Annotated in this window: 15 protein-coding genes, 2 tRNA genes and 1 pseudogene; 5 read left to right on the top strand and 13 right to left on the bottom strand. The window is 35.8% G+C overall.

What is annotated here, in order from left to right:
- Positions 1 to 26: 26 nt before the first annotated feature.
- Positions 27 to 1,856: a DNA helicase RecQ gene (gene recQ, locus J3U24_RS08080; protein WP_267337617.1), complete on the bottom strand. Its 1,830-nt coding sequence runs from the start codon at positions 1,854 to 1,856 to the stop codon at positions 27 to 29.
- A gap of 300 nt (positions 1,857 to 2,156) precedes the next feature.
- On the opposite strand from recQ, the gene J3U24_RS08075 reads away from it, so the two are divergent.
- A tRNA-Val gene (locus tag J3U24_RS08075) sits at positions 2,157 to 2,233 on the top strand.
- A 276-nt stretch (positions 2,234 to 2,509) separates the two neighbouring features.
- Here the strand turns inward: J3U24_RS08075 and J3U24_RS08070 are convergent.
- Both J3U24_RS08070 and J3U24_RS08065 read right to left on the bottom strand, forming a co-directional pair.
- Positions 2,510 to 3,337, bottom strand: a complete 828-nt coding sequence (locus J3U24_RS08070) for a hypothetical protein (RefSeq protein WP_267337618.1) — start codon at positions 3,335 to 3,337, stop codon at positions 2,510 to 2,512.
- 301 nt (positions 3,338 to 3,638) lie between these two features.
- On the bottom strand, positions 3,639 to 4,241 hold the full coding sequence (locus J3U24_RS08065; RefSeq protein WP_267337619.1) for a hypothetical protein: 603 nt from the start codon (positions 4,239 to 4,241) through the stop codon (positions 3,639 to 3,641).
- 507 nt (positions 4,242 to 4,748) lie between these two features.
- On the opposite strand from J3U24_RS08065, the gene J3U24_RS08060 reads away from it, so the two are divergent.
- On the top strand, positions 4,749 to 5,498 hold the full coding sequence (locus J3U24_RS08060) for a glycosyltransferase family 25 protein (protein WP_267337620.1): 750 nt from the start codon (positions 4,749 to 4,751) through the stop codon (positions 5,496 to 5,498).
- Between the two features lie 491 nt (positions 5,499 to 5,989).
- Here the strand turns inward: J3U24_RS08060 and J3U24_RS08055 are convergent.
- A tRNA-Arg gene (locus tag J3U24_RS08055) sits at positions 5,990 to 6,061 on the bottom strand.
- A gap of 119 nt (positions 6,062 to 6,180) precedes the next feature.
- On the opposite strand from J3U24_RS08055, the gene J3U24_RS08050 reads away from it, so the two are divergent.
- Positions 6,181 to 6,939 (top strand): MlaA family lipoprotein, encoded by a 759-nt coding sequence (locus tag J3U24_RS08050; protein WP_065562984.1) that lies wholly within the window; start codon positions 6,181 to 6,183, stop codon positions 6,937 to 6,939.
- Between the two features lie 45 nt (positions 6,940 to 6,984).
- On the opposite strand, the gene J3U24_RS08045 is transcribed toward J3U24_RS08050, so the two are convergent.
- Together J3U24_RS08045 and J3U24_RS08040 are read right to left on the bottom strand one after the other, a co-directional pair.
- Entirely contained in the window at positions 6,985 to 7,764 is a 780-nt protein-coding gene (locus J3U24_RS08045) for a TIGR03915 family putative DNA repair protein (protein WP_267337621.1), read from the bottom strand.
- A 3-nt stretch (positions 7,765 to 7,767) separates the two neighbouring features.
- Positions 7,768 to 9,033, bottom strand: coding sequence for a putative DNA modification/repair radical SAM protein (locus J3U24_RS08040; protein WP_416380508.1), 1,266 nt, complete (start codon positions 9,031 to 9,033; stop codon positions 7,768 to 7,770).
- Positions 9,034 to 9,343: 310 nt separating this feature from the next.
- Between J3U24_RS08040 and fabB the strand changes: the two genes are divergently transcribed.
- Complete coding sequence (gene fabB / locus J3U24_RS08035) at positions 9,344 to 10,555, top strand: beta-ketoacyl-ACP synthase I (protein ID WP_267337623.1); 1,212 nt, start codon at positions 9,344 to 9,346, stop codon at positions 10,553 to 10,555.
- Positions 10,556 to 10,633: 78 nt separating this feature from the next.
- Here the strand turns inward: fabB and J3U24_RS08030 are convergent.
- From J3U24_RS08030 to fdrA, 7 genes and pseudogenes are all read right to left on the bottom strand, one after another.
- Positions 10,634 to 11,068, bottom strand: a pseudogene (locus J3U24_RS08030) (amino acid ABC transporter ATP-binding protein); the annotation flags it as partial.
- A gap of 85 nt (positions 11,069 to 11,153) precedes the next feature.
- Entirely contained in the window at positions 11,154 to 12,425 is a 1,272-nt protein-coding gene (locus J3U24_RS08025; protein ID WP_065733979.1) for an MFS transporter, read from the bottom strand.
- 192 nt (positions 12,426 to 12,617) lie between these two features.
- Positions 12,618 to 13,850 carry a pyridoxal-phosphate-dependent aminotransferase family protein gene (locus tag J3U24_RS08020; RefSeq protein ID WP_065562977.1) on the bottom strand — a complete coding sequence of 411 codons (1,233 nt, stop codon included), beginning with the start codon at positions 13,848 to 13,850 and terminating at the stop codon, positions 12,618 to 12,620.
- A gap of 50 nt (positions 13,851 to 13,900) precedes the next feature.
- Positions 13,901 to 14,824: an HTH-type transcriptional activator AllS gene (gene allS / locus J3U24_RS08015; RefSeq protein ID WP_065562976.1), complete on the bottom strand. Its 924-nt coding sequence runs from the start codon at positions 14,822 to 14,824 to the stop codon at positions 13,901 to 13,903.
- A gap of 3 nt (positions 14,825 to 14,827) precedes the next feature.
- On the bottom strand, positions 14,828 to 15,754 hold the full coding sequence (locus J3U24_RS08010) for a DUF2877 domain-containing protein (protein WP_267346991.1): 927 nt from the start codon (positions 15,752 to 15,754) through the stop codon (positions 14,828 to 14,830).
- 3 nt (positions 15,755 to 15,757) lie between these two features.
- Entirely contained in the window at positions 15,758 to 17,017 is a 1,260-nt protein-coding gene (locus J3U24_RS08005) for a DUF1116 domain-containing protein (protein ID WP_065562974.1), read from the bottom strand.
- 11 nt (positions 17,018 to 17,028) lie between these two features.
- Entirely contained in the window at positions 17,029 to 18,696 is a 1,668-nt protein-coding gene (fdrA, locus tag J3U24_RS08000; RefSeq protein ID WP_065562973.1) for an acyl-CoA synthetase FdrA, read from the bottom strand.
- Positions 18,697 to 19,094: 398 nt separating this feature from the next.
- Here fdrA and allC point away from each other — a divergent pair, with 398 nt between their 5' ends.
- On the top strand, positions 19,095 to 20,321 hold the full coding sequence (gene allC, locus J3U24_RS07995; protein ID WP_065562616.1) for an allantoate deiminase: 1,227 nt from the start codon (positions 19,095 to 19,097) through the stop codon (positions 20,319 to 20,321).
- The last annotated feature ends 7 nt before the right edge of the window (positions 20,322 to 20,328 follow it).

Genomic DNA, 20,328 nt, shown 5'->3' with positions numbered 1-20,328 from the left:
ATTGATTTAAATTTTAACTTACAGCGTTATATATTTTTAATTACAAAGTCATTAATCTCATCCAAAAACAGATTGCCGTATTTCTCCAATTTAATTTTACCAACACCTGACACATTAATAAGTTGTGTCTTACTTTCAGGCATCGTTTGCACCATTTCAAGTAAGGTTGCATCACTAAATACAATATAAGGAGCGATATCTTCCATATCGGCAATCTCTTTACGTAATCGTCTAAGATTATTAAATAAAATTCGCTCTTCATAAGATAGAATAGTCGTTAAATTAATTGATCGAGCATAACGATTTAAACGACTCTTCTTAACAATTTCTAATCGTGGTTTTGCTAACTTTAACTGCACCTCACCTTTCAATATTGCCCGTGCGTTTTCAGTCAATTGCAAAGTATTAAAATTGGAAATATTTTGCCGCAAATAGCCTAAAAAAATTAACTGCCTTATTACACTAAGCCAATAATCAGCGTTATGCTCTTTACCAATTCCATAAACTGAAAGCTTATTATGTCGATTATCTTTAATTTGTGAACGCCCCGAACCACGTAAAATATCCACTATGTATTGGGCACCATAGCGCTGCTCAACCCGATAAACACAAGACAAAACTTTTTGCGCATCAATCAACGCATCATATTGCTTAGGTGGATAAAGGCAAATATCACAGTTATTGCAAGGCTCAGTTCTATGTTCACCAAAATAATTTAACAACACAATACGGCGACACGTCATACATTGCGCAAATGACTCCATCGCCTGAATCTTATGAAGCTCCACTTGCTTCTGATCGTTATCATACTTTTCAATGATTTGCTGCTTATACCAACTTAAATCATTACTTTTAAACAATAGCATCGCTTCTGCAGGAACACCATCGCGCCCAGCACGACCTGTTTCTTGATAATAAGCCTCAATTGAACGCGGACAATCTGCATGAACAACAAACCGAACATTTGGCTTATTAATCCCCATTCCAAAAGCAACTGTTGCCACAATAATTTGTGTATTATCCTTTAAAAAACTCTCCTGAGCGCTTTGCCGTTCGCTTGTAGACAATCCAGCATGATAAGCGATAGCCGAAAACCCTCTTGCCACAAGCCTTGTTGTCATGTCCTCAACTTTAGAACGGCTAGAACAATAAATAATCCCGCTATTCCCTTTTTGCGTTTCAATAAACGACACAACTTGTTCAGTAAGATTAAACTTTTCTACCACGGTATAGCGAATATTCGGCCTATCAAAACTACGAACCACAAACAACGGATCAACTAAATTGAGCTGATTAAGAATATCCCTCTGTGTCATTTCATCGGCAGTGGCTGTAAGCGCGATAATTGGTACATCAGGAAAACGTTTTGATAACTGGTTTAATTGGCGATAATCAGGTCTAAAGTCATGTCCCCATTGTGAAATACAATGCGCCTCATCGATCGCAATTAAAGAAGGAGGATGCTGATCCAGTAACGCGCCAAAAGATGATACTGTCAACCGCTCGGGGGAAATATACAACAATTTAATTGAATGGTTTAGATACTGGTTGATAACATTTTGTTGTTCGATGCCTGATTGAGTTGCATTTAAAAATGCGGCAGGAATACCATTCACCAACAATTGATCGACCTGATCTTTCATTAACGAAATAAGTGGCGAAATGACTATAGCTGTGCCTGGTAATACGACCGCTGGAATTTGATAACAAAGCGACTTACCGCCACCGGTAGGGATAACGGCCAAAACATCACGCCCGTCAATCACTGATTCAATAATATCTTTTTGTTGATTCCTAAACGACTTATAACCAAAAATATTATGTAGAACATCTTCAATCTGATCTTTAAACGACATAACAACCTGAACCAGTAATAACTTAACGACGCTGTGGAGTATAGCTAATTTAGCACCAACAAACCACCGAGAACATGCATTTACCTATAAACAATATTAAAAACAGAATCCATATCGAACTGTTAAATGAATTAGTGAAAATAAAAAGTACAAAAATGTGACAAATATCTGAATTTTCAATATTGGTTTTGCCTATTTTATCACCAATCTAGTTCAAAAGATTAAAAAAACAGCTATTTTTAATTATTTTACTTGAAACAAAACTATTTGCCCGCTAATATTTGCGTGTTTTCTAAATATACGCCCGTAGCTCAGTTGGTTAGAGCATCACCTTGACATGGTGGGGGTCAGTGGTTCGAGTCCACCCGGGCGTACCATCCTAAAGCCTTATACTAAAAGGCTTCATAAAGGTTCTGTTTCACATCATTTTTTTGCTGGGGTAAAACCGGGGTAAAACTCATACCATTTTTATCAAATTTTTGCGATCCACTTTTTCATAATTTCACATCATAGCTTCACACTTTAGAAGATTAATTTATTATGAATAAAATACAAAACGACTTGAGGCGCCTTGATTTTTAGTAAAACAATGAATAGCCCAACTTTAGTTCAGGCCCATTTTTATTTTAATTAAATATGCTTCCTAATTTATTTCATTGTTTTTGGCAACTACTATTATCCACATGAATGACTAAAGGCTCTCCATTATCAAAAGAATATACATAAGATGCCCCATTTGGGAATATATTTTTTAGACGTTGCAGTATTTTATTGTCAGACTTATCAATATCACAGTATTTATCTACTGCAAATACGCTTAAAAAGGCTTTTAATGTTTCATCATTAGCATCTTTTATTGAAAAATTTTTTATGGTTAATTTAAAGAACAATTCATTATTATTCTTATAAACATCTTGCAATACTGTGTATACATCTAAATCTTTAGGAGTCTGTTTTTTAAAGCCTTCTATAATTTTATCCTGCAATATATTCAAATAATCTTGAAGTTTTTTTCTATCAACTTTATGACTAAAAGGGTTTACTGTGTTAAATTCACAAAAAGGCTGGGTATTCTTACCGGTGGTGTTTAAGAAATTGATTTCTAATTTATTGTAAAAGTAATCTGGCATGTCATAGACAAGTTTTAGTCTGGAGTTTTCTATATTTTCTACTTTTAGTTTTTCGATATATCCATCCTCAACTAATAATTCGCCTAAGTATATAACTCCATCCTCTACTTTATATTGCTTAAAAAATTCGCCATCATATAATGCTTTTTGGGAATTATCATTACAAATATAAGTTTTATAACTAACTTTTCCATCATCATAAAATGTAACAATTTGTGCTCGTTGACCAATTTGATACATATTCCACTTTCCAATAATTTTTTGTTTAATTTCTTGATTTGATAAACTCTGTTTATCATTAGCAAAAACAAAAAACGGAATCATTAAAAGAATTAACAGTATTTTTTTCATATCTATTTCCCTTAGAATAATTAATCCAAATATTAACAAAAATAATGAGGAGAAATACCCAAAAAATTTAATTTTTGAGTACTTTTGTTCATTTTCAATTTATTGCAATCGATATCTCTCAATAAAGTATTTACGGGGAATAAAGTTAAATGCATCAAGCTTCATGCTGTCGATATAGAATTGATTGAGTAAGCAAGTCCCAGACTTTTATATCGCAAAGTCTAAAGTTGTCATTAATGCAGTTAAGTCCAATTAAAACAACAGGCCAAATTAACTAAAGCGAAATAATAGCATAGCAAATTTACCACATAACTCCCTTACACCATCTCTCTGTTTTTGTAGGAGTAATTAACTCAAAGTTATTTCTGCGCATACATTGTTGAAAATGATACTTATTAAAATAATAGAAAAACTGAGAATCGGGACCGATTCCTTGATAATGATAACGTATGTTATTTTGGGGTATATAACGAGCACATGCTTTATGAAGTAAATCTGCATTAAGCGGTTTATTTTCGATATTTTCGCCTAAAAGCCGGAGAAAAATTTGGTCCGTTGTTCCTATCAAATTTTTAGGTCTTGATCTAAAATGGTCCTCAAGATAATTGTGCTGAATCGCAATTGCATTAGGTAAATTTTCCTGAGATATATGCCCACTTGAACACAACTCGGTAAAGATATTAACCATAATTACTCTTGTATTTTCTGTTTCTTGATTACATTTTTCAAGATCACTTTTTGAAGCTTTTGATTTATTCTTTACAACTGATCGCCAATATTCTTTATCATAATCTGGAAATTCATTGTCAGTATAGCCAAACAAACATAAATCGCCTCTACTTGAACAGGAGTTCACGCTAATAACCATCAGCGTTAAAATAAAAATTCTTATTAATTTAGCCATTAATTATTTCCTAAATAATTCATATAAAATACATTTTATATTTATACATATATTTTCATTCATTACAATACTTTAACAGCAAAGGTTTAAGCTTTTTGTTTTTAGATAAATATTATCGATATATCAACAATCTTTTATCGTACAAGAGAAAGATTAAGAAAAGAGATGCAGAAGATGTTCAAAAAACCCCGCTCCTCAACTTTTTTAATTGAATAAATTACAAGATTAATAGGCAGGATTAAAGTAAAAAGGCGTCATAATGAATATAAGGGAATTTGACCCAGCAGGAATTAATTTAAAATATTAATTAGTTAATTTATAACAACATCCTTCATGATACAAAGTATGTCTTATATCAAATACAAAATCACTAGATAAAATAGTAAATTTTGCTATATCTGGTAACCAATTGCTGTTATTTTTAAATAAATTGTTGCTAATTAGTTGAATCAAATATATATTTATCACTCAGCAGTATTGTAAATTATGTTAGTGAAAAGTTAATTAATGAAAACATTTGTAATAAATCTGGACAGCGCGGTTGATAAACGAAATAGAATTTCTAATTTATGTGATAAATTGAAAATGGATTTTGAGATTTTCACAGCTATTGATGGGAGTAAACTAGATGAAAGTTTTATACGTGACAACGTTTACGATTATCAAAATTGTTTTTTGACAAACGGAGAAATTGGGTGTGCGCTCAGTCATATTGGCGTATACAGGGAAATTATAAGCAGAGGTTTACCATACGCGCTAATTATCGAGGACGATGCTGTCCTTGATAATAGAACTCTAGATTTTATGAGGGATTTTGAAAAAAAAACAAAAAACGGGATTTTTTTGCTAACTGGCGATTTCGAATACGCAAAAAATAAAAAAATTAAACTCGGCAATTTTAAGGTTTTTCCCGTTGCCAAAGCTGTTCGAACTACTGGTTATATTATCACGCTAAAAACAGCAAAAAAAATGGTTGATTTTTTGTTGCCAATCAGATACGAAGCCGATATGTTTGAAATTTTCAGAACGTGCGGAAATGTAAAAATATATGCCACCCTGCCGCATCTAATTGAAACCAACGATCGAGATAAAATTAGCTCCTCAATAGAGGCGGAGCGCAAATTGGTTGTTGCTGATCGAGAAAATTACCGACAAAAATTATACAGCCTAGAAAAGCGACCTAAAATCAATTTTGTTTTTTCAATACTGCAAAAACTATCAAAAAAACCTAAATATAGGAATTATCTAGATTACTGACTGATTATCAGGCAGTGTAGGGAAATCAATATCAATACTATTAACGTCACCACGCGTAAATAGTATTCAGTGTTTTCCATAATTCTAATGATTAAACTCATCGCTCTCAAACGTCTCAAGTTTGATTATATCCTGTAAAGTTGAAATTTTTTATTAGTAATATTAATCAGTTAATGTTTTTCCAAATTATTTTTGTTAATAATTTGCTCAGCAGTAAAAACTAATTCTGAGATCATAATGTATGAATGCAAGCTTTAATAATAAGGCAATTTATTTAGTTTAGTTTTTATGTTGAGGTTTAGATTGATTTAATTGTTAGCATGATTTACGGTATTTTTCATTACGGTATTAAAATATACCGTAAATATACCGTAAAAAAATTTGCGTTGTCAAACGTAAAAGAGAGTGTGGCGGAGTGATAAAAATACTATAAACCCAGTTTTATAGAGGCTTTGAGCGTAAGAGGGAGTAATAATGAATATAAGGGAATTTGACCCCAGCAGGAATCGAACCTGCAACTAGCCCTTAGGAGGGGCTCGTTATATCCATTTAACTATGAGGTCATCTCGGGCGGTTATTCTAATAAATTTATCAAGATATTACTATTTAAATAATGAAAAATTTTCTATTTTGAACAAACATGATACAATCTTAACATTCGTCAATTATGATTTATAACATTATGAAAAAAAGAATAATAGGTATGATGTTCTCGGTTTTAGCACTGACAAGTTGTGCCACTTATCAAGCTGAAACCAACAGTTATAGTGACCCATTATCGGGTTTTAACAAAACCATGTTTGATGTTAACTATTATGCCCTTGATCCTTATATTTTACGCCCTGCAGCTGTGGTATGGAAAGATTATGTACCAACACCTGTGCGTAAAGGCGTTGTTAATTTTTCATCTAACCTTTCTGAGCCAGCTTCAGTAGTTAATAGTGCACTACAAGGTGAAGGCCGTGAATCTGGTAAACATTTAGCTCGATTCTTTATCAATACCGTTTTTGGTGTGGCGGGTATATTTGATGTTGCTGGAATGGCGGATCCTCAATTGCAAAAAGGCTCTAAACGTAGTTTTGGTCAAACATTAGGTCACTATGATGTACCTTATGGTCCTTATGTTGTATTACCTTTCTATGGTTCTGCGACACTTCGTCAGGAAGGTGGTGACATCGTTGACACCTTATACCCACCACTTGTTTGGTTAGATTGGGAATGGGCACTAGTTCGTGGCGTTGTTGATGGCGTTGAAGCTCGTGCCGTAGCTATTGAGTATGAAGATCTGCTTAAAAATAGTGATGACCCTTATAACTTTATGCGTAATGCTTACTTCCAACGTAATGACTTTAATGCGTCAGGCGGTAAAGTTGATGAGAAAAAAGAGAAACAACGCCAAGAAAGCATCAACGGTATTATTAGCGATATCGACGCCCAATAGAATTTTCCCTACATTAATAAAAAACGCCGGCTTGTTCGGCGTTTTTTATTTTTGCTGCATTTCAGGTAAGTGTTGCCAAAATCGTCTTGGCATATTTTGTCGTTGTAATTTTGGGTTAATTCTTTCTTTTATCGTTAGTGCATTACAATAACGGTACCACATGGTCTGAAAAAGTTTTTCATCATCAGTTAAATAATCTTGGTTAATTTTGTTATTGACAATCAGATCATCGTTTAACGATATTTTCTCTAATTTTTCTAAATCATAAAAATAACCATACTGGCGTTTTTCATCATAAATAGCCCATTTTTGGTCGGCATAACGATCTTTAAAGAATCGTGTCGTTAATGGTAAAGCATTATAAATGGGACCAATAACCGCAAAATAGATCTTTTCATCACTTGTTGGATTTTTGATAGCATTAAATCGAACAAATTGTTGGATATGGTGTTTTTCTTTATTCACTTTTTTAGCGATATCATGAATGACTAATACATCTGGATCGCCAAAATCAGTTTCAATTGAATAGTTAGATTTAAATACTTTGCAAATATAACGAAAAATGATTAAATCACTTTCAGGCAGCTCTGATAACCAAGTAAATAAGATCTGATTTAGTGCAATCTTGGATAACTTTTTTTGTAGCGCCGAGTATACCCTTTCATACTTGCTATTACGAAATTCAACATGGTGAGAATCAGATACCAAAAGCGGTACAACATCATCATCCGACAACAAGCATTCCGGCATTTTTTTAAGTTTAAACGCATCAAAAACCGCGCATAACAATCCTTCGAAAGATTTGTCATAATAAAAAGCTAGCATAACTTACCATCCCATCACAAGCTGCTGAGGAATAGGATCTTTTTTAGGTTCAAGTAATGGCGGATCTTGCAGGTTCAGTCGAATATATTCAGCAGATGACTCGAGCAATTTATAGGTACTCATTTCGTGACATACAATAAAAAATTGCGCACGTTTAAGCACAACGCCTATGCGTTTTAACGCTTCAATATTAAGTTTTCTATGTCGCCTTGCCATCACTATTAGTTTTGCTGATTTAACACCAATGCCAGGAACTCGCAAAATTTTTCGATAACTGTCACGATTGATATCTACCGGAAAAAACTGCGGATTACGAATCGCCCAAGACAATTTTGGATCGACAGTTAAATCAAGATCAGGATGTTCATCATTAACAATCTCATCAACGCTAAAATCATAAAAACGAAGTAACCAATCAGCTTGGTATAAACGATTTTCGCGAACGCGTGGAACTTCTTGCAACACCGGCAATCGCTTGTCATAACTATTGACCGGAATAAACCCCGAATAGTAAACCCGCTTCATGCTTGGGCGTTTATAAAGTTTGGCGGTAAGTTGTAATATTTGATTATCGGTTTCATCTGTCGCCCCAATAATAACCTGGGTGCTCTGCCCTGCTGGTACAAATTTTGGAGTAGACTTAATTTTTTTGCGATCTTCAATATTTTCCATCAAATTTTGTTGGATATGACGCATTGGTTGATAGATCGTTTGATGATCTTTATCTGGTGCAAGTAATTTTAAATTACGTTCAGTAGGAATCTCTAGATTGACACTCATTCTATCTACTAATAAACCGGCTTCTTTGATAAGCTCATTACTTGCGCCAGGAATAGCTTTCATATGGATATAACCATTAAAATTGTATTCTTGACGTAGAATTTTGACTACCCGAATCATTTTTTCCATTGTGTGATCAGCACTACGCATAATGCCAGAACTTAAAAAAAGTCCTTCGATATAATTGCGACGGTAAAATTCAATGGTTAAATCGGCTAATTCTTTTGGAGTAAATCCAGCTCGTGGGATATCATTACTTTGGCGATTAATACAGTAAGCACAATCAAACATGCAGTAATTGGTTAGCATAATCTTTAATAATGAGACACATCGACCATCGGCGGTAAAAGAATGACAGATACCACAACGAGAGGCACTACCAATACCTTTATTTTTATTATTGCGTGAGGTACCGCTTGATGCGCACGAAATATCATATTTTGCTGATTCTGCCAAGATCTCAAGCTTTGACATCATTTTGTCTTGAATCATAATTACCACCAATGACTGTATATATTTACAGTATTATAGCTATTTTACTTGCATCTGCAAGTAAATTATCAGATCAAAAATAGGAAATATTTGCTCAATAAAACTGCATATAAACTCTACTTTATTAAGAGACTATAAATAAAATGTAAAAAGCGGGAGTATTATTGATTACTTATTCCACTAACCCTATCTTATTTAAAAATTGTGAAATAAAATCAATCATAGGGTATTGTTCAGCTTACAAGTGTACGCTATAATCACACCAATTTTTCATACGAAGCTGGTTAACTTAGGAGTAAAGCATTAGATGAAACGTGTAGTAATCACAGGATTAGGTATTCTTTCAAGTATTGGGAATAATACCAAAGAAGTTTTAGAATCATTGAAAGTGGGCCGAAGTGGTATTACTTTCTCTCAAGAAATGAAAGATAGCGGAATGCGCAGTCATGTATGTGGTAATGTAAAATTAGATACAACTGGGCTTATTGATCGCAAAGTTGTCCGTTTTATGAACGATGCATCTATTTATGGTTATCTGGCTCTACAGCAAGCAATCGAAGATGCAAAATTAACCCCAGAACAAGTATCCAATCCTCGTACTGGTCTAATCGCTGGTTATGGTGGCTCAACCAAAACTCAATATAATGTCGTTGCCGGCATGAAAGAAAAAGGTTTAAGAGGTGTTGGTCCTTACGCAGTAACTAAATCAATGTCATCTGCAATATCTGCATGTTTAGCCACACCATTTAAAATTAAAGGTGTTAGCTACTCAATGACATCTGCTTGTGCAACATCAGTTCACTGTATTGGTCATGCAGCAGAACTTATCCAACTTGGCAAACAAGACATTGTATTTGCTGGTGGTGGAGAAGAACTTTGCTGGGAAATGTCATGTGAATTTGACGCAATGGGCGCATTATCAACCAAATACAACGACACCCCAGAAAAAGCATCACGCGCTTATGATAAAAACCGTGACGGTTTCGTTATCGCTGGCGGTGCTGGAATGGTAGTTGTTGAAGAACTTGAACACGCCCTTGCACGTGGTGCACATATCTATGGTGAACTAGTTGGTTACGGTGCAACATCTGATGGTTATGACATGGTTGCACCATCTGGTGAAGGTGCTATGCGTTGTATGCAACTCGCTATTCAAGGTCTTGACGCACCAGTTGATTATATCAACACACACGGAACTTCAACACCAGTTGGTGACGTTAAAGAATTATGGGCAATCAAGCAAGTATTTGGAGATAACATTCCAGCTATCTCTTCGACTAAATCAATGACAGGTCACTCATTGAGTGCAACCGGAGCTCAAGAATTAATCTATTCATTACTTATGCTTGAACATGGCTTTATCACACCAAGTATCAACATCGACGAACTCGCTGATGAAGCAGTTGGAATGAACATTATTACCGAGCCAACTGAACGTGAATTAACAACAGTAATGTCAAATAGCTTTGGTTTTGGTGGCACTAACGCTTCAATTGTCATGAAAAAATATAAAGCTTAAGTCTGATAGTTAATGTTTAATAAAAAACCGCACTCATTAGTGCGGTTTTTTTATAGCTTAATCAATCAAGTAGATCAATTATAATACTTTACTTAAAAATAGCTGTGTTCTTTCATTTTGAGGATTATTAAAAATTTGCTCAGGCGAACCTTGCTCTTGAATGATGCCCTGATCGATAAAAATAACACGAGTTGACATCTCTCTAGCAAAACCCATCTCATGCGTGACAACCACCATGGTCATCCCCTCTTGAGCAAGTGCCTTCATCACGGCTAAAACTTCACCGACTAACTCAGGATCTAACGCCGAAGTAGGTTCATCAAAAAGCATAACTTTCGGGTCCATCATCAATGATCTAGCAATCGCGACACGTTGTTGTTGACCACCGGATAATTGATTTGGATAAGCATCAATCTTATCAATCAAACCAACCTTAACTAATAAACCTTCAGCCTTATTAATTGCATCATTTTTTGGCATCTTCTTGACATCCATTGGTGCCAAAATTAAATTACTTTTAGAATAAACAATTCATCAAAGAAAAAATACTCAAACCAAGTTTGAGTATTTTCCCAATATTTCTCATCATGTTGATTAACTAAATATTCATCTTTTTAATGAAAAAGGTCAATACCGCTGAGCTTATTAACGCGATCACCATAAATAAGAAGGCGTGGTTGTAGCCTCCGTTGGCGTTGTCGATAAGGAAGCCGATAATGAATGGTGATAATACGCCTGCAACTTGTCCACCAAAGTTGACGATACTTGAGGCTTTGCCCATGATTACCGGCGGAATCATATGCATTAGCATTCCCCAAAAGATAGCAAATGCGATAAACATAAAGAGTGCTGATACGCATTGGAAGACTATAGCAGCCTCAAGATTATCGACTTGGAACATTAAGAAAAGAAATATCCCAGAGATAAAAGCGGTTAAACCATATACATATTTTAATTTTTGTTCGAACTTATCAGCAAAATAGCCACCAACTAAGGTCCCTAATGCACCAAATAAGAATGGGATTGCAGCTAAGATACCGGTTTTGGAGAGCGATAATCCTCTTGCCTCAAGTAAATAACTTGGTAACCATGTGGTGAATCCCCAGAATGTGATATCAAATAAGAACCAAATTAGCGATAACTTCCAGAGTATTGGCATTTTCAATACATCTATTAACGAAGACGAGCTCTCTTCGACTGAGACATTATCGTTGATTATTTCTAATTCTTGCAGTTCATCGGCACCAATTAGACTATTTTCAGATGGATTATTGCGAATAAACTTATAGATAAAAAAGCCTAATATAAAACCAGGAATACTTAAGATGATAAATACATCGCGCCAACCTAACCATTCAATAATGGCAACTGCCACAATTACAGATATTGCTGGTCCTAATGTATTGACGGAAGATTGAATTGCCGTTGCTCGTCCTCGTTCTTTGGCAGGGAAATAAGTGGCGATAGTTTTCCAAGACGAAGCAGGGAAACAACCTTCACCGGCACCAAACATGAAGCGAGTCAGTAACATTAATGGCAATACATAAATTAGACCGGTAAAAAGCGTAAACATCGACCACCAAATAATGGCAAAAGCCATCACTTTACGCGGACCAAATTTATCTGATAAATAACCACCGGGAATTTGGAACAGTGCATAACCAATAAAAAATGCACTAATAATTGAACCTTGTACAGTTTTATCGATACCAAGATCATGGCCAATAAACGGCAATGATACATTCATTACCATACGATCAAGAAACGAAAGTAACCAACCTGACCATAATAGTAATAAAATGGTATAACGCCCTTTCCATTTTTTTTGATTATACCCAGAGGTAGGAATTTTAGTATTCAATTTATTCATAAAATTTCCTTAAATAATATCATCCCAATTAACTTAAAGTTAACATTTTTGCTACTATTTTAAATTTACTCTATTTTTAGAGTAATTTGTTGACATTTTGACCAACAAATTACTTCGTTCTAAATTAAAAGCTCAAAAATCCAATGGGTATAATTCCGCTCACTTCAGTGAACTTTTATTATTATTTAATTATTAGCTGTTATAAACGTTCCAGGCAGCTTGTAAACCAGCCCCTTGTACTGTTTTAAAACCAACTCGATTTAACACAGCTTCAAACGCGGTTAATGTTTGCATGACACAAGATTTTCTAGCATTATAGCCCATAGTACCAATACGCCATACATTACCTTTAAGCGGACCGAATGAAGCACCGATTTCAATACCAAAATCATTTAACATTAAATTACGAACTTCAAGGTCATTAATATGTTCCGGACGAACCACACCAACGACATTATTCATTTTATGATCGAGATCGCCAAACAACTCAAGTCCCATAGCTTGTAAACCAGCAACCATTGCAGCCCCATTAACGCGATGACGCTCAATCACGTTATCTAAACCTTCTTGTAACACAATTCGAGCACATTCGCGTGCAGCATAAAGCATTGAGGTCGCTTCAGTGTGGTGGTTGATACGTTCAGAACTCCAGTAACGGATAATCATATCGATATCAAAATAGTTAGAATAGATCATCTCATCTCGGCCACCCGCATCATTTTCAGCACGAATACCCAGTTCAACACATTTACGAGCTTGAATAATTTCGACCATTTTTGGACTTAAAGTAAGAGGAGCAACACCTGGAGGTCCACTTAAACATTTTTGTAAACTCACTGAAACGCCATCAAGTTGCCATTTATCAACTTCAAGTGGGTTACCCACAATCGAAGCAGTTGCATCGACATAAGACAACACACCATGGCGACGACAAATTTCACCAATTTTATCCAATGGTTGCAATAATGTGGTTGAAGTGTCACCTTGCACGCAAAGTAATAGTTTGGGTTTGACTTTTTTGATAGCATCTTCAATAACATTAGGATCAAAAACTTCACCCCATGGCACTTCAATAGTATGCACATCAGCACGACAACGGTGGGCAATTTCACAAAGTAATAAACCAAAACGACCAAATACGGGTACTAATACTTTGTCACCCGGTTTAATTGTTGACACAAGAACGGCTTCAATACCGGCTCTTGCAGTACCATCAATAACAAAAGTTTGTTCATTTTTGGTTTTAAAAATATCTCGATAAAGTGACATAGTCTGATTCATATAATCAGTCATAACTGGGTCAAACTGGCCAATTAAAGGTGCTGCCATCGCTCTAGTGACACGAGGATCAGCATTGATTGGACCTGGTCCCATTAATAGTCGCGTAGGCGGATTAATTTGGTCATATTTATCTAGGTCTAACATTATTTTTTCCTTTATTAATATCGAGTTAATTGTTTGAAGATTACACTAACTCATCTTCTCTTATCTATATTTTTCAAAAAATTATTGGCAATGGGATGATGAAACTTAAACAGATTAACAATTTCATTCATCACTTTGCCCATATGCGATTTTTTCCATGCTAATGACAATGGCGATGGCTTACGCTCATTAACCACTTTACAGGCAATCAATTCACCTGAATCTAAATAAGATTGGCAGATTGATTTGGGTAAAAAACCAATACCTAATCCTCTTAAATGGCAAGCCAACTTAGTGGTAATATTTGGCACAATAATCTCAGATTGACTTGGTAATAACCAAGCCACTCGTTTATTCATATGCACAGAGGTATCTTCAACATTAATTGCCGGATACTTACGTAAAGTATCATTAGATAACGCCCCATCAATTTGGGTGATCGGATGATTTTTGGCTGCCACAAACACCCAACTTACTTCACCAAGAGGTAGTATATTAATCATCGTATCAAGCGATTCAGTGCCTGTTGCACCAATCGCTAAATGGCACTCACCATGCAATAACGAATCCCACACTCCCATATAAACTTGTCGATTTATATTGAAAGTAGTAAAAGGGAATTTCTCTTTTAAAAACGTCAACAAATCGGCTACCGCCTCAACATCATAGAGCAGATTATTGATGGTAATATTAATTTTTCGCTCAACACCATCACGAATCTGTTGTAACTCATCAGGCATGGTTGATAACCAAAGCAACCATTGGCTACATTGCTCATAAAGATGTTGCCCTGCCAGCGTTAGTGTCACAGTCCGTGTGGTTCGTTCAAAAAGTTGAGTATTAAGATCAGCTTCCAATGATTTAATACGATAACTAATTGCTGCTGGTGTTTTGTAAAGTAGCTTAGCCGCTTTTGAAAAGCTATTGCTCTCAACTACTTTAATAAAGGTCCGCATGGTTTCTGTATCTAGCACGATTTAATCCCTTAAAACAAAACGATCAATACCTAACCATATACCAAGTAAGAGATCGGATCCAGAGGTGTGACCATAATTCGATAAATTTTTTATTGATGAATGGTGATATTTATGTTGTGCAAATGAATTAATCACTTGTAGCACTAACAACGAAAATTTACCTTGCAGTGCATAAGTCAAAAAACTAGCACTAACAGTTGTGGTTAACAAATGTAATGACAAACGTTCAAAGGCGAATTTAAGCTGTCGAATTTGATTGTCAAAACGGCAATCGCTTGAGATAACCGCCAACATCCCCACGATAATATCATCAAAACTTGGCGTTAAACCCGGTCCTAAGCCAATAAACGGCGTAATATCATCTGCTTTACCATTCATCAAATTAGTCATGGTATTACATAATAATTCGAGTTGATATTGACCCGATAAATTGTCACTCAATTTACCAAATAAGCCGGTAGGAGTTTCTATCTCTTTCAATAGATTAGCAATTTGTGATTTATTAGCTAATGAATGTTTTTTTATATTTAATTGACAAACATGCGTATCAAGTGAAATAAAAAAAATCCCAACTTGCAAATCACCCGTTGCCGATTGATAAATAGATAAATCACTAACTAACGACAAAACATAATCAAAATCAGACGATTTAAGTACAATGCCCATGGGCGACAAACCGCTGTTATAACGATGTATAGTAATTAATTGCTGATCATCATTGATTAAATTAATCGTTTGCTGATGAGTACTAAAGAGCGACAACTCACCCGCTTTTATCGGAATATCCGCACTAACTAAAAGTGGTTTGATAATATGAGATGCTTGCGACAAGCCACGCTCTTGCAAATAATCAACAGCGGGGATAGTAAGTCGCTGATTATTTAGCGACTTATTTAAGCATTCATCATCTACATACATCAAACTCATTGCCTATACGTCTAGTTTTTTTGCTAATGCCTCGAGTGCTTTTTCAAAACAAGCTAACGGTGCTCTAACTGTACCTGCACCAATTTGGCCCACTCCTGCTTGTTTATGGGCAATACCAGTATTAATTAATGGCGTGATCCCTGTTTCGACAACTAAACGAAGATCTAACCCTAAACAGCATCCTTGGAAATTCCATGTAGGAATTTGGAATAACATATTATGTTCTAAATAGATTTCACTCATCTCTTCAGATACTTCATATGCAACATCCGTGCCACCGGCACCAACAAAGCGAGTTACCCCTGGTGCTGCAACCATAGCTGCCCCACCTATACCAAAGGTTTCAGTAATAGCACTATCACCTATATCTGGGTTTGCATCTTTTTGTGAATAACCAGTAAAGAATAGGCCTTGTGGAGTATTAACTGGCGCGGTAAACCACTGATCGCCAAGACCACTGACTTTAATACCAAATTCTTTACCATTACGCGTCATTGCTGTAACGATAGATCCCTCTTTAATTTGCGCTGCGCTATCCATAATTGATTTACAAAATGCCATAGCAACATTTAAGAAGAACTGATCTGTCACGCTTAAAAAGCTAAAGATTTTCTCCATTTCCGCTTTACTACGATCAAGTAAAATTAATTTTGGTGAAAGCGTTCTTAATAATAGTGCTGAAGCGGCAATATTACGTTGATGGAATTCATCACCCATTGTAATAGCTTGTGCCATCAAAGCGGTTAAATCGATACCATTATCAAACAGTTTTAATGCATCATTCAAAGCTGGCCCTAACGACTCTTTCATCCAACGATGACGGTCTAAAACCTCCTGACCATAAGCACCAAAACGCATCACTTTACCAATACCTTCATTTAAATTGCAGTAAGCACGATTACCATGGGTAATGTTTTCAACCACAATCATTGGCATATTGGCTGACGTAATTCCTCCCATTGGACCAACTGCATTAACAGAATGGCAAGGGATAAATTCAACTTGGCCTGACTCTAACAAATGCAAAGCTTGCTTCTCATCTTGAGCCCAGCCTTCAAACAAGCAAGCACCAATACAAGCACCTTGCATTGGCCCAGTCATATCATGCCAAACAATCGGTGGTCCAGCGTGAAGTAATTTTTTACCTTGCGCCAAGGTTGGTACAGCTTCTTTAGCGGATATAACGCCTACCCAATGAGGTCTAGCAGCTTTAATTCGTTCAATAATTTTTTGGTTTGCTTCATTTATTGCAGTACGTAACATATCAAAACCTCTTAATTTAATTTTTGCAAAATAGCCGCTAACTTTTTATTACCGCCGGCTATTGGCGCCCATTGATAATGCACAACAGGAATATTCGATGATTGAAGATCTTCAGCAAAACTTCTTAAACCAGCATTAATCACACTAATATGGCTTAATAAAGGATATGGTTTAATGAAATTATTTGATTTAACCGGCGTAATCAGTTTTTTAGCTAACAAAATAGCTTCCGGTAAATTATTCATTACAACAATATTCGCTGATTCTAACGCCTCAATTTGCTTACTACGACATTGCGGATCTTGCTCTGAACCAGTCACAGTTGCGATAGCTATCAGTGGATGATTATCACCTCGTTTAGCACAGGCTTTTTGATAACCTGAAATGACAGACTCAGCCGGATTGGCATTTGCGCCATAGCCAATAACCAAATCAACAAGTAATACACCTACGTCGTGATTTTCACCAAGCTGAGCGATTTTATCTTCGCGAATAGATGGATCAATCATAGGATGAGGTTTACCTACAGTGTAAAAATCATCACCTAAATCAATAATTTTATGCCCCTGTTGATCTAACATAATCCCTTTATCATGATGATGACTGGTAGTGAGATTTAGTTCTTGAGCAAGCAACATCGCCGCTTCTGAAGCTAAGGTACCGCCAGTATATAACCCTGTAATCGTTTTATTGGCTAAATTAGGCAACTTATTCGCTATCGCTTCAACTGGACTTAATAAACAGGCTAATCGAGCTGCTTCATCTAATGTTCGTGCAAAATAGATATTATCGTCTTGAGGTTTATCGATTTTCGAGCCCAAAAATAAAGCCACCACCGGTTTAGGGATTAACTTCATGGCTGAAATCACTTTTTCCCGCACACTGTCTGCTGGCGGTTTAGAAATAAAGGTAATCACTTGTGTATCAGCATCGGCAGCGAGCATATTTAAGGCAGTAAGCGCACTAATCCCCCCGACTTCAAGCGACAAATCACGCCCACCCAAACCGATAGCTTGCGTAATACCTTGATTCAATAGAGCGATTTGTGAAACCACTTCTTGAATACCCGTACCAGACGCCCCAATTACCCCAATATTCCCTTTAGGAATAACATTAGAAAACGCTAAGGGTGCCCCCGCGATAAAGGCCGTCCCACAATCGGGGCCCATCACAATTAAATCTTTTTTAGACGCTTTAGTTTTTAAACGGATTTCATCTTCGATTGATACATTATCAGAAAAAATCATCACGTTCTTATTATCATCTAAAGCTTGATCAGCTAACTCAGCGGCGTACTCCCCAGCAATCGAAATTAACACTAAATTAGCATCAGGTAATTTTTTCGTTGCGCTAGCTAAACGCCTTGCTTTAAGTAGTTTTGCACCACCTTGCTGAGCTTGAGCGATATTTTTTAGTGCATCCTCAAGTTGTTGACTAATCAACTCGACAACATCATTAGAGTCATCTTTGGTTTTAATCGCGACACAAATATCATTTGGCGTTGCATCATTAAAACTATCACTCCAAAAACCTGTTGCGGTTAATAAAGATTTATTAGCAGGAGTACCCATCATGACAGATACTTCATCAACCTCATCAAGATTACTCAGTTTTTTTGATATCAACATCAAACTAACAGAATCTTGAAAGCTTCCCTTTTTTATAAAAGATTGAATCATGAGAATAGGCTCCTCAAATATGATAAGTGCTGTTAACTTTGAACCTCATTAAGCTCATTAAAAAAATCTAATAGTTAGATTATATTTATATATTACGGAAAAAATAAACAATAAGCAGGTTATACATCACAAAACATTAACGATATCAAAAATATAATATTATTTAAAATCAGTACCATAAAAGATTGTTAAAAAATTTTTTATAATAATAACTACTTAATTTAATTAAATTTCACAAATATAAAAAAGCTAGTTTGATCACATTATTATTTGATATTAATAGTATGGTAAACAAAAAAAACATTTAAAATGATCCGTAGTATCGACACGATATGTGCGGTTAACATTAAAAGCAAAATGTTAACGATGATGGAGTTTTAAATAGCAGGTAGATATTTATGAATATTTTATATGATGATGTTGCTAATGCAGTTAAATGGATATCGAGCTTTGGTGGTTTAGAACAAGGCGGAACAACTCGATTACTTTATACTGAACAATGGCTTACTGCCCAAAATGCAATTAAAGAAAAACTCTCACAAATTGGCATGAACACCTATTTTGATGATATTGGTAACTTATATGGTCGATTTGAAGGCAGTAAATATAAAGAACAAGTCATCATGTCTGGCTCGCATGTTGATACCGTTGTTAATGGTGGCAAACTTGACGGCCAGCTTGGCATCATTGCAGCTATGCTTGCCATGAAATACCTAAAAGAGAACTACGGCCAACCATTACGCACCTTAGAACTTATCTCCATGGCAGAAGAAGAAGGCAGTCGCTTTCCTTATGTCTTTTGGGGAAGCAAAAACGTATTTGCCATCGCCAACAATGATGATGTTGCCGATATCGAAGACAACAATGGCATTAAATTTGTCGATGCAATGAACAACTGCGGATTTAAATTTAACACCCAAAAAGCACGCACCGATATCAAAGCCTTTTTAGAGTTACACATTGAACAAGGAGGCGTACTTGAGCGGGAAGAAAAAAGCATAGGGGTTGTAACCAGCATCGTTGGACAACGTCGTTACAACATCCGCTTAATAGGTGAAGCAAATCATGCGGGCACCACACCAATGAGTTACCGTAAAGATGCTATCTACGCTTTTAGCCGAATATGCAACGAATCCATTAACAAAGCAATTAAAGTGGGTGATCCATTAGTATTAACCTTCGGTCATGTTGAACCAAAACCCAATGTGGTTAATGTCGTTCCGGGAGAAGTGATGTTCACAATAGACTGTCGTCACACTAACCAAGAAGAACTTAAAAGCTTTACCGAAGAGATTGAAGCTGACATGATCCGCATCGCCAAAGAACTGGGCCTTGAGATCGAAATAAATCGTTGGATGGATGAAGCCCCAATTCCAATGGATGACAAACTCATAAAAATGCTCGAAAACATCTGCAACCAAGAAAAACTAAGCTATCGCGTAATGCATAGTGGTGCCGGTCACGACTCACAAATTTTTGCACCACGAGTACCGACCGCCATGTTATTTGTACCAAGCATCAAAGGCATCAGCCACAACCCTGCTGAAGATACTAAAACCGAAGACTTAGTTGAAGGAATAAAAGCATTAACTTATGCCCTTTACCAATTGGCTTATCAAGAATAATAAGGAA

Origin of the sequence: Gilliamella sp. B2785, from assembly GCF_026537005.1 — a bacterium.
Taxonomy (GTDB): domain Bacteria; phylum Pseudomonadota; class Gammaproteobacteria; order Enterobacterales; family Orbaceae; genus Gilliamella; species Gilliamella apicola_E.
This window is presented reverse-complemented; position numbering and strand designations above follow the sequence as displayed.

Excerpts from the sequence above, each read along its gene's own strand:
- recQ (WP_267337617.1), bottom strand. The coding sequence starts at position 1,856 with ATGTCGTTTAAAGATCAGATTGAAGATGTTCTACATAATATTTTTGGT.
- J3U24_RS08070 (WP_267337618.1), bottom strand. The coding sequence starts at position 3,337 with ATGAAAAAAATACTGTTAATTCTTTTAATGATTCCGTTTTTTGTTTTT.
- J3U24_RS08065 (WP_267337619.1), bottom strand. The coding sequence starts at position 4,241 with ATGGCTAAATTAATAAGAATTTTTATTTTAACGCTGATGGTTATTAGC.
- J3U24_RS08060 (WP_267337620.1), top strand. The coding sequence starts at position 4,749 with ATGAAAACATTTGTAATAAATCTGGACAGCGCGGTTGATAAACGAAAT.
- J3U24_RS08050 (WP_065562984.1), top strand. The coding sequence starts at position 6,181 with ATGAAAAAAAGAATAATAGGTATGATGTTCTCGGTTTTAGCACTGACA.
- J3U24_RS08045 (WP_267337621.1), bottom strand. The coding sequence starts at position 7,764 with ATGCTAGCTTTTTATTATGACAAATCTTTCGAAGGATTGTTATGCGCG.
- fabB (WP_267337623.1), top strand. The coding sequence starts at position 9,344 with ATGAAACGTGTAGTAATCACAGGATTAGGTATTCTTTCAAGTATTGGG.
- J3U24_RS08025 (WP_065733979.1), bottom strand. The coding sequence starts at position 12,425 with ATGAATAAATTGAATACTAAAATTCCTACCTCTGGGTATAATCAAAAA.
- J3U24_RS08020 (WP_065562977.1), bottom strand. The coding sequence starts at position 13,850 with ATGTTAGACCTAGATAAATATGACCAAATTAATCCGCCTACGCGACTA.
- J3U24_RS08010 (WP_267346991.1), bottom strand. The coding sequence starts at position 15,754 with ATGAGTTTGATGTATGTAGATGATGAATGCTTAAATAAGTCGCTAAAT.
- J3U24_RS08005 (WP_065562974.1), bottom strand. The coding sequence starts at position 17,017 with ATGTTACGTACTGCAATAAATGAAGCAAACCAAAAAATTATTGAACGA.
- fdrA (WP_065562973.1), bottom strand. The coding sequence starts at position 18,696 with ATGATTCAATCTTTTATAAAAAAGGGAAGCTTTCAAGATTCTGTTAGT.
- allC (WP_065562616.1), top strand. The coding sequence starts at position 19,095 with ATGAATATTTTATATGATGATGTTGCTAATGCAGTTAAATGGATATCG.